This is a genomic window from Streptomyces sp. NPDC024687 (assembly GCF_055559055.1).
Genome location: NZ_JBVHLJ010000009.1, coordinates 12,020 through 25,466, shown reverse-complemented (window position 1 = coordinate 25,466; position 13,447 = coordinate 12,020). Strand labels below are relative to the sequence as shown.

7 protein-coding genes and 1 pseudogene are annotated in these 13,447 nt (G+C 73.3%); 7 read left to right on the top strand and 1 reads right to left on the bottom strand.

What is annotated here, in order from left to right; translation table 11 throughout:
• Positions 1 to 23 precede the first annotated feature (23 nt).
• The gene (locus ACZ39I_RS30860; protein ID WP_467248126.1) at positions 24 to 1,094 is read right to left on the bottom strand and encodes a serine hydrolase domain-containing protein; all 1,071 of its coding nucleotides are present in this window, start codon (positions 1,092 to 1,094) and stop codon (positions 24 to 26) included.
• A 542-nt stretch (positions 1,095 to 1,636) separates the two neighbouring features.
• Between ACZ39I_RS30860 and ACZ39I_RS30855 the strand changes: the two genes are divergently transcribed.
• The 7 genes and pseudogenes from ACZ39I_RS30855 to ACZ39I_RS30825 all read left to right on the top strand — a co-directional run bounded on the left by ACZ39I_RS30855 (position 1,637) and on the right by ACZ39I_RS30825 (position 13,348).
• A complete protein-coding gene (locus tag ACZ39I_RS30855) occupies positions 1,637 to 3,769 on the top strand; it encodes a serine/threonine-protein kinase (RefSeq protein ID WP_467248498.1) in 2,133 nt (710 codons plus the stop codon).
• A 174-nt stretch (positions 3,770 to 3,943) separates the two neighbouring features.
• Entirely contained in the window at positions 3,944 to 6,610 is a 2,667-nt protein-coding gene (locus ACZ39I_RS30850) for a protein kinase (RefSeq protein WP_467248124.1), read from the top strand.
• 152 nt (positions 6,611 to 6,762) lie between these two features.
• Entirely contained in the window at positions 6,763 to 8,520 is a 1,758-nt protein-coding gene (locus ACZ39I_RS30845) for a serine/threonine-protein kinase (protein WP_467248122.1), read from the top strand.
• A gap of 58 nt (positions 8,521 to 8,578) precedes the next feature.
• Positions 8,579 to 10,189, top strand: a complete 1,611-nt coding sequence (locus tag ACZ39I_RS30840; RefSeq protein WP_467248120.1) for a serine/threonine-protein kinase — start codon at positions 8,579 to 8,581, stop codon at positions 10,187 to 10,189.
• Positions 10,190 to 10,264: 75 nt separating this feature from the next.
• The gene (locus ACZ39I_RS30835; protein WP_467248118.1) at positions 10,265 to 11,848 is read left to right on the top strand and encodes a serine/threonine-protein kinase; all 1,584 of its coding nucleotides are present in this window, start codon (positions 10,265 to 10,267) and stop codon (positions 11,846 to 11,848) included.
• A pseudogene (locus ACZ39I_RS30830) lies at positions 11,848 to 12,419 on the top strand (DUF3710 domain-containing protein). The gene ACZ39I_RS30835 and the pseudogene ACZ39I_RS30830 overlap by 1 nt, the downstream one beginning before the upstream one ends.
• Complete coding sequence (locus tag ACZ39I_RS30825; RefSeq protein WP_467248116.1) at positions 12,416 to 13,348, top strand: serine/threonine-protein kinase; 933 nt, start codon at positions 12,416 to 12,418, stop codon at positions 13,346 to 13,348. Before ACZ39I_RS30830 ends, ACZ39I_RS30825 begins: the two are co-directional and overlap by 4 nt.
• Positions 13,349 to 13,447 lie beyond the last annotated feature (99 nt).

Sequence of the window (13,447 nt, the reverse complement as noted above, 5' to 3'; positions counted from 1 at the left end):
TCTCCGTTCGGAACCCGGTCGTTCTACGAGGTGCGGGGGCAGAACTCGGCGGCGAGCAGGGCCGGTTCGAGGTCGGGGTCTGCGATCGACGTCGTGTTCACGCGGAAGGTGAGGACGCGACGGCCGCCGACCGTGGCTGCGGTGCGTACGTAGCTGCCGGCGATGCGGCCGTTGTGCCCCCACACCGTGGTGCCGCACGGCAGCTTCACCGGGAACAGGCCCATGCCGTACAAGCCGTGTGCGGTGCGGGTGTTCGTCATCTCGTGCAGCCAGTACGGGGACAGCAGCCGGCCGCCGAGCAGCGCCGCGTAGAAGCGGTCCAGATCGGCGAGGGTGCTCACCAGCTCGCCCGCGGCCCCGGCCACCCGCGGGTCGAGCCCGGTGATGTCGGATCCGCCGGTTGTGTAGGCGCGGCCGTGCGGGGCGGGCAGTGAGGTGCGCGAACCAGGAAAGGAGGTGCCCGTCAGGCGCAGTGGGGCGATGATCCGCCGCTCGGCCTCGGTGGCGTAGGAGTCGCCGGTGACCTGTTGGATCACCATGCCGAGCAGGACGTAGTTGGTGTTCGAGTAGGAGTAGCGGCCGGGGTCGGCCGGAGGGTGGGTGAGTGCGATACGGACGGCTTGAAAAGGAGTGAGGGGGACCAGGCCCCAGGTGTCCGTGGTGAAGTCGCTCAGGCCGCTGGTGTGGGTGAGCAGGGCGCGCAGGGTCAGCGCGCGACCGTCGTTGCCCGCTCCGCGCACCAGGCCGGGCAGGTGCTGCTCCACCGTGTCGGAGAGCTTCAGGCGATGCTCCGAGGCCAGTTGGAGGACGACCGCCGCGATGAAGGTCTTGGTGATGCTGCCGGCGCGGAAGTGGTCGGCGCGGGCGATGTCCGGTCCTGCCTCGGCGTAACGGGTCCCGCCGTCGTCGCCGCTCTGCTCCGTCGCCAGAAGCGCCGCGGCGGGAGCACCGCCCTGCGCGACCAGCAACGGGAGCAGTGTGTCTGTGGGCTGGGCGGAGGGGGCGGAGGGGGCCGGGGAGGCTGCGGGGGTCAGGGCGAGCAGCATCAGGGACACCGGGACGGCCAGCAGTGCCCGTGCACGAAGTGGCAGCATCGCGGAACCTCCCTTTCGGGGACATCATGCAGGGTGGCGGGGGTGCGGGTTCGGTGGGGGGCGGGCGTTGTGCGCAGTTCCCCGCGCCCCTGAGTGCCTGCGGCGGCCTGTTCGGCTCCGGTGGGGGCGTGTGTAGCGCGTGCGGTTCGGTGGGCGGGTCACCCCGTCCCCTCGCCGCCGTACGCGGGTGCACGAGTCCCACCCAGGGGCGCGGGGAACTGCGCCACCAGGCCCCACCTGCCCGCAACCGTCCGACGACCTGACCCGGCACCCCCACAGGCGCCCCGCTCAAGCCCAGCGCAGCGGCACCGCGGGGAACTGCGCGACCAGCCACGATGCACCCGCGCCCGCCCGACAACCCGACCCGGAACCCCCATGGGCGCCCCGCTCAAACCGAGCGCAGCGGCACCGCGGGGAACTGTGCGACCAGCCCCCACTGACCCGCACCCGCCCCACAAACCGACCCGACACCCCTGGGCGTCGGGCACTTGTCGGGTGAGGGACAATGGAGGCTCTGTCAGGGCGGGTTCATGAGGGGACGCATGTCGGACGCGGAGCGGGCGGGAGCATCCCGGCAGGACGAGAGCGAGCGTCTCCTCGCCGGGCGGTACCGGCTGGGAGGAGTGCTCGGCCGCGGAGGCATGGGCACGGTGTGGCGGGCCGAGGACGAGACCCTGGGCAGGACGGTGGCCGTCAAGGAGCTCCGGTTCCCGTCCAGCATCGACGAGGACGAGAAGCGCCGGCTGATCACACGCACGCTGCGTGAGGCCAAGGCGATCGCGCGGATCCGCAACACCAGCGCGGTGACCGTGTACGACGTGGTCGACGAGGACGACCGGCCGTGGATCGTGATGGAGCTCGTCGAGGGCAAGTCGCTCGCCGAGGTCATCCGGGAGGACGGGCTGCTGGAGCCCAAGCGCGCGGCGGAGGTGGGCCTCGCGATCCTCGACGTGCTCAGGTCCGCGCACCGCGAGGGCATCCTGCACCGGGACGTGAAGCCGTCCAACGTGCTGATCTCCGAGGACGGCCGGGTCGTACTCACCGACTTCGGCATCGCCCAGGTCGAGGGCGACCCGTCCATCACCTCCACCGGCATGCTCGTCGGCGCCCCCTCCTACATCTCCCCGGAGCGGGCCCGTGGGCACAAGCCGGGGCCCGCGGCCGACATGTGGTCGCTCGGCGGGCTGCTGTACGCGGCGGTCGAGGGCGCCCCGCCGTACGACAAGGGGTCCGCGATCGCGACGCTCACGGCGGTGATGACCGAGCCGCTGGAGGAGCCGAAGAACGCCGGTCCGCTCAAGGACGTCATCTACGGCCTGCTCACCAAGGACCCCGCCCAGCGGCTCGACGACGTCCGCGCGCGGGCCATGCTCACCGCGGTGATCCACGCCCCCGAGCCGAAGCACTCCGAACCGGAGCCGGCGGCCGACGCGACCCGGGTGGTGCCGTTGCCGGCGCAGCCGCAGGAGCGGGCGGGCGGGGAGCGGCTGCGCGGGGCGCTGCGTTCCGTGCGCAAGGCGGCCGGGGCGGCGGCGACGTCCGCGGCCGTGTCCCTCACCAAGTCCGGGAGTGGCACGGCGGGTTCGGGCGGGTCGGGTTCGGGTGAGGCGGGTTCGCGTGGCGGCAAGGTGCCCGCCCAGGCTTCCGGGGCTGCTTCGGCGGCTCCGGCCCCCTCCAAGGCTCCGGCCTCCCCGGCTGCTTCGGCCTCTCCCGCTTCCCCGGCGCCTTCCGCGTCGGAGGCGCCCCCGGCCCCGGCATCGGCTTCGGCGCCCGCTTCGACGTCGGCCACCACTGGGGCGGCCGGGGTCCGGGACGCGAAGACGCGGGAGGCCGACGCGGTCTCCGGCGGGCGGAGTTCGGGGTGGCCCGTGATGACGCCGCCGCCGGACCTGGCTCCGAGGCCGGTGCCCAGGGCGCCGCTGACCGACGTGGTGCCGCGGCGGACGCTGGTGATCATCGCCGTGGTCGTGGCGCTGGCCGTCATCGGTACCGTGCTGGCCCTCACGCTCGGCGGGGACGACGGCAGCGACGGGGCGAAGGGCGGCGGCGCCAAGGTGACGGCGAGCGCGAGCTCCAGTGCCGGCACCAAGGAGGACAAGAGCGGGGGCACCGGGACCGACGGGTCCTCCACCGGGTCCGCTTCGCCGGAGACGGGCGCGGGGGCCGCGAACACGCCCAGCACGGAGGAGAGCGGCCGGACTTCGGAAGGGGCCTCCGGTTCGGGGGGCTCCGCCGATGACGGTGCGGTGGCCTCGACGTACACGGGGAGCCAGGGGTACTCGATCGGGCTGCCCGAGGGGTGGAAGTTCCGGACCAGCAGCTCCGCGGGCGACCGGTTCACCGGGCCCGAGGGGCAGAAGCTGCTCATCGCCTGGACCAGCACGCCCAAGGGTGACCCGGTGGCGGACTGGAAGAGCCAGGAACAGGGCATGCGCCGCGCGCAGTACACCAAGATCCGCATAGAGAAGGTGGGCTACCGGGGCTGGAACGCGGCCGACTGGGAGTTCACCTATGCGGAGAGCGGGACGAAGTACCGGACCATAGACCGTGGGTTCGTCGTGAACGGCCATCTCGGATATGCCCTGATGTACACCGCGAAAGCCGCGAACTGGGGCACTGAGCTGCGCAAGGACACATGGCACACGCTCGCTCGCACCTTCGAACCGAAGTCGTGAAGCGCTGTGCGGTAAACGGTCATGTGTTTGAAGCCTGAGATCTGGAATCCCCTCTTTGCGGGTTGCCTCCGGCACGTATCGTGAAGGTTCGTGGACCGTCCGCATCCAGGTTCGGGTGCGGAACGGGCCGCGAGGCGAACGGAATTGACCAACCGGGCGGCCGGGGGAGGCAACGTGGACGACTATGCGGGTCGGGTGCTCGCCGACCGCTACCGCCTGCCGCTGCCTCCGTCCGACGAGTACGAACTCACCGAGACGCGCGCCTTCGACACCTACAGCGGGCAGGAAGTCCTGGTCCGGCAGGTCCCGTTGCCCGAGGTCGTCGAGGCGGAGGTGCTCGACGCCGAGGGGCTGCCCGACGGGTTCACGGCCCGGGAACCCCGGGACGCGCGGCGGGCCCCGGGGAGGCGCGGCGCACGCCGGCCCACCGAGCCTGCCGTGCGGCGGGCCGTCGAGGCCGCGCAGGCCGCCGCCCGGATCCCCGACCATCCGCGGCTCGACCAGGTCTTCGACGTGTTCGCCGAGGGCGGTTCGCTGTGGATCGTCAGCGAGTTGGTGCCCGCGCGGCCGCTGGCGGCGCTGCTGGCCGAGAAGCCGCTGACGCCGTACCGGGCGGCCGAGGTCGCCTCCGACGTGCTCATGGCGCTGCGGGTGCTGCACGCGCACGGCTGGGTGCACCGCAACATCACCGCCCGTACGGTGCTGGTCTGCGACGACGGCCGCGTCATGCTGACCGGCCTGGCGGTCGGCGCGGCCGAGGAGGCACTGTGCGGCTATGACCCGGTGCCGGCCGAGGCGGGTGAATGGGGCGCCGGGGGCGAGGAGTTCGGGCCCGGGGCGGACGACGGTCCGGGCGCCGGGGCCGACAGGCGTGGTGCACCGGGTGGACACGTGGTTCCCGGCCAGGCGACGGGCAGGGCCGGTGGAGCCGGGGTACCCGGAGGGGCGGCCGGCGCTCGTACGGCTCTCGGCAAGAGTGGGGCCGGTGCGGCCTTCGGACTGGGCGCCCAGAGCACCGGACCGGGTCCGGGCAGTGCGCTCACCTTCGGTGGAGGCGATCCCGAGGCCGCCCGGCGGGCCGCCATCGAGGCGCGGGAGGCCCGTGGGCTGCCCAGCGCCGGGGTGGAGGCGGCGAACGGGACCGGGGCGTCGGCCGAACTCGTCCGCAGGGAGCCCGACAGCGGTACGGACATCCGCGCGGCGCGGGCCGGAGCGATCGCCGCGTACCGCGCGGGCGCACGGGCGGCGGCCCGGGTCCAGGAGGCGCAGAGCGGCAGGACCGCCCTGCCCGGAGCCCGCCCGGCACCGGAGGCCGACCCCGCCGTACGCACACGGGACGCCGACCCCGCCGTACAGCCCAACGTCGTGCCACAGCCACCGCAGTCGCCGTATCCCTCCGCCAACGGGCTTGCGCAGTCGCCGTATCCGGCCGTGGACGGTGTCGAGCACGTGCCCGACGCCGGGGCGGCGGGGCGGACGGCCGATCCCTACGGAGTGCGTCCCACCCCCTGGCACGGGGCGGTGCCGCGCGATGCGGTCGCCGCGTCCGAGCCCGCCCGCTGGGAGGACCTGCGGCCGAGCGGTGCCCCCGCCCGCCGCGGCCCCGCCACCGCGCTCGCCGCCGAGCGGGCCCGGCAGGCACGGATGGCCGTGGTGGGCCCCGTCACCGAGCGATGGGCGCCGGAGCAGGCCGGGCCGGTGCACGAGAACTGGCAGCTCGCCGCGCCCATCGGGCCCGCGACCGACCTGTGGGCTCTCGGGGCGTTGCTGTTCCGGGCCGTCCAGGGGCACGCGCCCTATCCCGAGGAGTCGACGGCCGAGCTGGTGCAGCTGGTGTGCGCCGAGCCGCCCGCCTTCGCGGAGGAGTGCGGGCCGCTCAGGCCGGTCGTGGAGTCGCTGCTGCGGCAGGACCCGACCGAGCGGCTGGACTTCGAGGAACTGCGCGGCTGGCTGCGGTCGTTGGTGCGGTCCGCGCCCGAACCGGAGGCCGGCGCCCATGTCATCGCCGCGCCGCCCGTCGACGCGAGCCGGCTGCCGATCGTGCGGCGCCGGGGCGAGTTGGTGCGCCGGCGGCGTGCCGGGCTGCCCGCGAGGCACGGACGGCACAAGCGCTCCCGGGAGGAGGCCGCCCCCTCACCGCGCCGCCTCGGCCGCACCCTGCTGCTGCTGATCCTGCTGGTGATGGCCGCGGCGATCGCGTACGCCATGTACTTCATGCCGAAGGCGAACCCCGACGACAAGGGCGCCGCACAGGAGACGGGCTCCACCAGCCAGGCCAATCCGGCGCAGTCCCCGGAGGCCGGCGGTGAGCCCCGGCCCGAGCCGACCACCCCCGAACCCTCGCAGTCCAGCGGCGCTGCCGAGACCCAGACCGCCGGGCCCGAGGTCGCCGACGGCTTCACCCTGCGCACGGACGCCGAGGGCTTCAAGGTCGCGGTGGCCGGCGGCTGGGACCGCACCCCGAGGAACGGCCGCGGCCAGGTGGTCTACTCGCAGGGCAACTTCGAGCTGATCGTCGTCCCCGGGCGGGACACCGCGGCCGCGAACGGCAGCGATCCCATGGTCTACCAGCGCGAGAAGGAGCCCGAACTCCAGCCGTACCGCGACTCCAGCTGGGCCACCGCCACCGGCCTGAAGTCGATCCAGGTCGGCACCAGGAGCATGGCCGAGGGACAGTTCACCTGGACCGGCGACGACGGGCGCGAGCTGTACGTGCGCAATGTCGCGATCCTGATCGGCGGGAAGTACCACGTGGTGCAGGTGCGCGGTCCGGAGGCGGAGCGGGACGAGGTGACCCGGCTCTACGAGCAGGCGTCGGCCACGTACCAGGTGACCGGCTGACGGACGCCGTACCGGCGCTGCAGGTTCACCCGTTCTTCGCGGAAGCGACAACCGTCACAGTGAGGTCTCCTTGACGCCCCCCTGGTTCCCCTCGGCGCGGGCCGGTCCTTAGTCTGACTGCGTCAAGAGCATTGCGGGGAAACGTGAATCAAATGCAGGGCCTGCTCCTCGCGGGGCGCTACCGGCTCGCCGACCCGATAGGCAAGGGCGGTATGGGCCGGGTCTGGCGTGCCCATGACGAGGTGCTGCACCGGGGCGTGGCCATCAAGGAGTTGACCGCCGCGCTCTATGTTTCCGAGAGCGATCAGGCCGTACTGCTCGCCCGTACCCGCGCCGAGGCACGCGCGGCCGCCCGGATCAACCATTCGGCCGTCGTCACCGTGCACGACGTGCTCGACCACGACGGCCGGCCCTGGATCGTGATGGAGCTGGTCGAGGGCCGCTCGCTGGCCGACGCCGTCAAGGAGGACGTCCGCATCGAGGCGCGCGAGGCGGCCCGGATCGGGCTGTGGGTGCTGCGGGCCCTGCGCGCCGCGCACACCGCCGGCGTCCTGCACAGGGATGTGAAACCCGGCAACGTCCTTCTCGCGCGCGACGGCCGCGTCCTGCTCACCGACTTCGGGATCGCCCAGATCGAGGGCGACACCACCATCACCCGCACCGGGGAGGTCGTCGGCTCGGTGGACTACCTCGCCCCCGAGCGGGTCCGCGGCGCCGACCCCGGCCCGTCCGCGGACCTGTGGGCGCTCGGGGCCACGTTGTACACGGCGGTCGAGGGACGTTCGCCGTTCCGGCGTACGACACCGCTGACCACCATGCAGGCCGTGGTCGACGAGGAGCCCGCCGAGCCGCTGAACGCCGGTCCGCTCGGGCCCGTCATCGCCGCCCTGCTGCGCAAGGACCCCGCCGTGCGGCCCGAGGCGGCCGAGGCCGAGCAGATGCTCGCCGAGGCGGCGGAGGGACGGCGGCCGAGCGCGGCACAGGCGTATGTGCCGACGCAACATGTGCGTTCCCGCCATGAGCCGGGGGCGCACAGCGGGTCCCACAGCGGGTCCCACAGTGGGTTCGGCACACCGACGACGGGCACACAGGCGACGGGCACACCGGTCGGCGGAACCTCGTATCCCTCGGCCTCGGGGCCGTCGTACTCCTCGGGCTTCGGCCCGACGTACCACTCCGGTTCCCCGTACGCCCAGGTCCCCGTCCCCACGGTCATCGGCCCGCCGCACCACACCGGGACGGCCCCGGCCGGTCCTTCCAGGCGCCGCAGGCTGCGCTCCGTCGCGCTCATCGTCGCGCTCGCCGCGGTCGTCAGCGCGGGGACCGTGGTCGCGCTGCAGAAGTGGGACGAGAGGCGGGACGGGGGCGGCACCTCGGCCTCCGCCTCCTCTAGCGCCTCGCCCAGCACCACGGCGGGGGCGGGCTCGGACGAGGCCCTGGACGGCTGGATCCGTTACCCCGACCCCGTGGGCTTCAGCGTCTCCCTCCCCAAGGGCTGGGACCGCTCGGTCTTCGGGACCCCGGCCGACGGCCTGACCCAGATCGACTACTCCCCGGACGAGGGCAAGCACTTCCTCCGGATCGCGATCGACACCTCGCCGGACTTCGACGATCCCCTCCAGCACCAGCGCGACCTGGAGAAGCAGATCGACGGGCTCGAGGACTACCACCGCGTGGGCATGGTCGAGAACACCTACCGGGACCGGCCGGGCGCCCGGTGGGAGTACACCTGGACCGCGCAGGCGAAGGACAGAGCCTTCCCCGGACCGCGCCGGGCCGTGGAGGAGACGTACATGTCCCGGGACGGCGTCGAGTACGTGATCTACATGTCGGCGCCCACGGAGAGCTGGCCGACCACCAGCAAGCAGTTCACGAGGGTGCTCCAGGGCTGGAAGGAGCCGAACAGCTGATGGAGTTGGCCGGTCACCGCCCCGGAGGGCATCCGTCCGCTGCGGCATGATGGGGCGCATGGGGACCGAGGGGGACACCTTCCGTGTGATCGCGGGCCGCTACCGCCTGGAGGCGAGGATCGGGCGCGGCGGCATGGGCGTGGTGTGGCGGGCGACCGACCAACTGCTCGGCCGGCAGGTCGCCGTCAAGGAGATCCCGCTCGACGAGACACTCTCCGCCGAGGACGCCCGGCTCCAGCGCGAGCGCACCCTGCGCGAGGCCGGCGCGGTCGCCCGGCTCAGCCACCCGCACATCATGGTGGTCCACGACGTCGTCGAGCAGGACGAACGGCCGTACATCGTCATGGAGTTGATCGACGGTGGCTCCCTCGCCGACCGGATCTCCGCCGACGGCCCGGTCGACGCCGCCGAGGCCGCCCGGATCGGCGCCGACCTGCTGAGCGCGCTGCGCGCGGCGCACGCGGCCGGGGTGCTGCACCGGGACATCAAGCCCGCCAACGTCCTCGTCGAGTCCGGCACCGGCCGGGTCGTCCTCACCGACTTCGGCATCGCCCAGGTTGCGGGCGCCACCACGCTCACCGAGACCGGCTCCTTCGTCGGCTCGCCCGAGTACACCGCGCCCGAGCGGATGTCCGGGGTCAGGACCGGTCCGGAGGCCGACCTGTGGTCGCTCGGCGCGCTGCTGTGCACGGCCCTCAGCGGTGAATCGCCGTTCCGCCGCGACTCGTTGGGCGGCATCCTGCACGCCGTCGTCATCGACGAGATCCGGCCGCCCGCACAGGCCGCGCCGCTCCTCCCGGTCGTACGGGGCCTGCTGGAGCGGGACCCCGAGCGGCGGCTGGACGCGGTGGAGGCCGAGCGGATGCTGCGGGCCTTCCTGGAGACGGGCCGCACGCCCACGCGCCGGGCGCCCGAGCGGTCGTACACGCCGACCCAGCGGGATCTTCCGCTACGGCGTTCCCCGGCGCCGGAGCGGCCGAGGCGGAGCGTGCTCATGGCGCCGCTGCGGTCGAGGCGGGGCGTGCTCACGGCGGCGCTGCTGGTCGCCGTGCTGGCGGGAGCGGGGGCGTCGGCGGCGGTGCTGCTGATGGACCGGGGCGGGCGGGACGGCCGTACGACCGTCGGCACCTCGGCGCCCGGGACACCCGCGAGCGGCTCCACCGGGACAGGGGAGCCCACGCCCACCGGGCCCACTGGGCCCACCGCGCCGACCGCGACCCTGCCCTCCGCGCCCTCCGGATATCACGTCGCCGAGGACCCCGCCGGGTTCGCGCTCGCCGTGCCCGACGGGTTCACCCGTGAGCCGCAGGGGGAGCGGGTCTTCTATCTGTCGGCCGGGGAGACCTTCCGCCTCGGTGTCAAGGTCACCGACCCCCAGCCCGGGGGCCCACTGGGCGTGATGCGGCGAGCAGCCGCCAAGGGGCCGGAGGCCAACCCCGGTTACCGCGACGGCCGGATCACCTCGGTCACGCACCGTGGACATCCCGCCGCGCTGTGGGAGTTCACCTGGGACGGCTTCAGCGCGGCCGAGGGCGCCCGGCACACCTACGACATGTGCTGGGAGGAGAACGGGCGGCTGTACGACGTGTGGGTGTCGGCGCCGGTCGGGAAGGTGCGGGAGGCCAGGGAGCACTTCGACGTGGCCGTCGACACCTTCACGAGACGGTAGGGATACGTCACGGGTGTGTGACCGGAACGCGTCACCTCTGGATGCCCGCGGGTCTGGCGCGATATGGATGAACCCATGAGCACCAGCGGGGGAGTCGGCCACGAGTCCGACGAGACGACGAGTTATGTTCTGCAACCTCCCAGGCCCCGTCAGTCGGAGCCGGGCGTCGGCCGGCTCATCGCGGGCCGGTACCGGCTGCTCGCCAAGCTCGGGCACGGTGGCATGGGTACGGTGTGGCGGGCCAAGGACGAGACGGTGGACCGCGAGGTGGCCGTCAAGGAGCCTCGCCTCCCGGATCATCTTCCCGAACGCGAACAGGGAAACGCCTTCGAGCGGATGCGCCGTGAGGCGCGTGCCGCGGCCCGGCTGGACCACCCGTCTGTCGTGAACGTGCACGACGTGGCGGTCGTGGACGGCCGGCCGTGGATCGTGATGGAGCTGGTGCAGGGCCGTTCGCTGGGTGACGCGTTGCAGGAGGGCACCCTCGGGGCACGGGAAGCGGCGAGAATCGGCCTGGAGGTGCTCGGGGCGCTGGAGGCCGCGCACGCGGCGGGCATCCTGCACAGGGATGTGAAACCGGACAACGTCCTGCTCGGCCGCTACGACCGGGTCGTGCTCACCGACTTCGGCATCGCCCAGATCGAGGGCGAGACCAACCTGACCGACACCGGCGGCTTCGTGGGCTCCCCCGAGTTCATCGCCCCCGAGCGGGTGCTGGGCCAGCGCCCCGGCCCCGCCTCCGACCTCTGGTCCCTCGGTGTTGTCCTGTACGCGGCGACGGAGGGCGTCTCGCCGTTCCGCCGCAGTAACACCCCCGCGACCCTCCAGTCCGTCCTCCACGCCACTCCCGCGCCGCCGGCCGCCGCGCCCGGCCCGCTCGCCGACGCCATCAACGGCCTCCTCCAGAAGGACCCGGCGCACCGCCCGAACGCCGCCCAGGTCAGGGCGCTCCTGGAGGCCACCGCCAACCCGCCCGCCCCGGAGCCCACGCAGGTCGTGCGGACCGTGCAGGTGCCGGTGGCCGGCGGCCTCCGGCTGGGCCGCAAGGCGTGGCTCAGGCTCGGGATCGGGCTCGGCGCGGTGGTCGTCGCGGCCGCGGTGGCGGCGTATCTGGTGATCGCGGACCCGTTCGCGGGACCGCTGCCGGACGGCTGGACGAAGAAGCACACCAAGGACGTGGCCGCGACGCTGGCGGTGCCGGCGGACTACCGGCCCACCACGCCCGACCGGAAGACGGACAAGACCCACTGGATCACGTACGCCGACTACAGCGGCGGCATCTGGATCGGCCTGAGGCTGGACCGGAAGGCCGAGGACACCGCCAACAACATCGCGGGCTCCGCGGCGGCCGAGATGTACGACGACGACAGCCGGTTCAAGGAGAGCGGCGACTACGACCTCAGCATGCCGGACACCCCGAAGACCCGGCCCGAGGACCGGACCTACCAGGGCCGGAAGGCCGCGGCGAACACCGTCACGTACGAGACCACGGACAGCCAGAACCCCCGCCCGCGCGAGCTCCAGATCTTCTACTACCGCACCTCCGCCGGCGACATGTACGAGCTCACCGTCAGCTATCCCGGCAAGGGGGACTTCACGGACAGGGGGCGGGAGGTGGCGCGGACGGCGATCGCGAATCTGGGGGTGGACAGGCTCTGATGCCGGAGGAGGAGTCCGACGCCGGTCGGCCGCGGGACGGTGAACCGGTCGATCTCGGGGGCCTGTTGGTGCCGACCGGGCCGGGAGTGAAGATGGAGCTCATGACGTCCCGTGACGGTTCCCCAGCGGCTGTCACCGTCATTCGCGGCCGGACGGCGATCCAGCTCCAGGCCTTCCGCGTGCCCTCGGACACCTCTTGGGCGACCATCCGTGAGCGGCTGACCCGGTCGATACGCGGTCAGGGCGGTTCCGCGAGGAGCGCGTCGGCCCCGCGGGGACCGAACTCCAGGCCGTCGTGCGGATCCAGGGACCTCCCGGCAAGGACCGCCAGACCGCGCGGGCGCTGGGCCACGACGGCCCGGGGTGGATCCTGCGCGCCTTCGTGACGGGCGTCGGCGCGGAACCCGACAGCACCGAGGAGTGGCCCTACGCCACGTTCCAGGGCGGTGGTCCGCCCGCCCTCCGCTCCCTCGGACACCGACCCGCTGATCCGGCCGCACCGGCCCAAGTCGGGGGTCTGAGCCCGCCGCTTAGACAAGGGCATGACCCGCACGGTACTCATGTGCCATGAGTGAAGACGGCGAACTCCCGCCCGACGGACGTCTGATCGGTGGGCGGTACCGGCTCGTCGAGCGGGTCGGCTCCGGGCCGGGCGGCACGGTGTGGCGGGCTCGTGATGAGCAGGACGAGCGGTACGTCGCCGTCAAGGAGCCCCGGCTGACCGGGGATCCGGAGGACGAGGAGCGGCGGCGGGCCGCGCACCGGCTGCCGCACGAGGCACGGGCCGCGGCGTGGGTCGACCACCCGGCGGCTGTCGCCATCCATGACGTACTCCTCGACGACGGACTGCCCTGGATCGTCATGGAGTTGGTGGAGGGCGAGTCGCTGGACGCCGCTCTCGCCGGGCGTGGGCCGCTGCCTGCCGCCGAGGCCGCCCGGATCGGGCTCGCCGTCCTCGGCGCACTCCACGCGGCCCACGGCGTCGGCATCGTCCACCGCGACCTCAAGCCGTCCAACGTCCTGCTCGAAGCGGGGACTGGACGCGTCGTCGTCACCGACTTCGGGATCGGCGGCGCCGGCCACACCGATGGCCGGGAGGTCTCCGCCCAGTTCGCCGCCCCGGAGTGCGCGTCGGGGCCCGGCGCCGGACCCGCTTCCGATCTGTGGTCGTTGGGGGCGGTGCTCAGGGTGGCCGTGGCGGACGACGCCCGGTCCGGTCCGCTGGAGTCACTGCTGGAGCGACTCCTCGTCCCCGAGCCGGAGAAGCGGCCCCCGGCGGAGGAAGCCGCCCGCGTGCTGGCCGAGGTCGCCGGAGCGAGCCTGCCGGAGTGGGCCGCGGAAACGCCCGCCCCGCCTCGGGCCCTGGAAGCCCCGGCACCCACCCCCGCCCTGCCTGCGACCGACGTCCCCGACCCGGCCACCGCGACCCAGGAGCCCCGCCGCCTCACCGCACTCTCCGCCCTCGGCCTCCTGCTGCAGAAAAAACCCGAACGCGGCTGATCAGCCCCTCTCAACGCCCTGATCAGCACATTTACCGCCAGTCATCACTGGCAAGGTGTGTGTATGTCGTGAGCGCCCGTTACCGGCGGGTACCCAAAG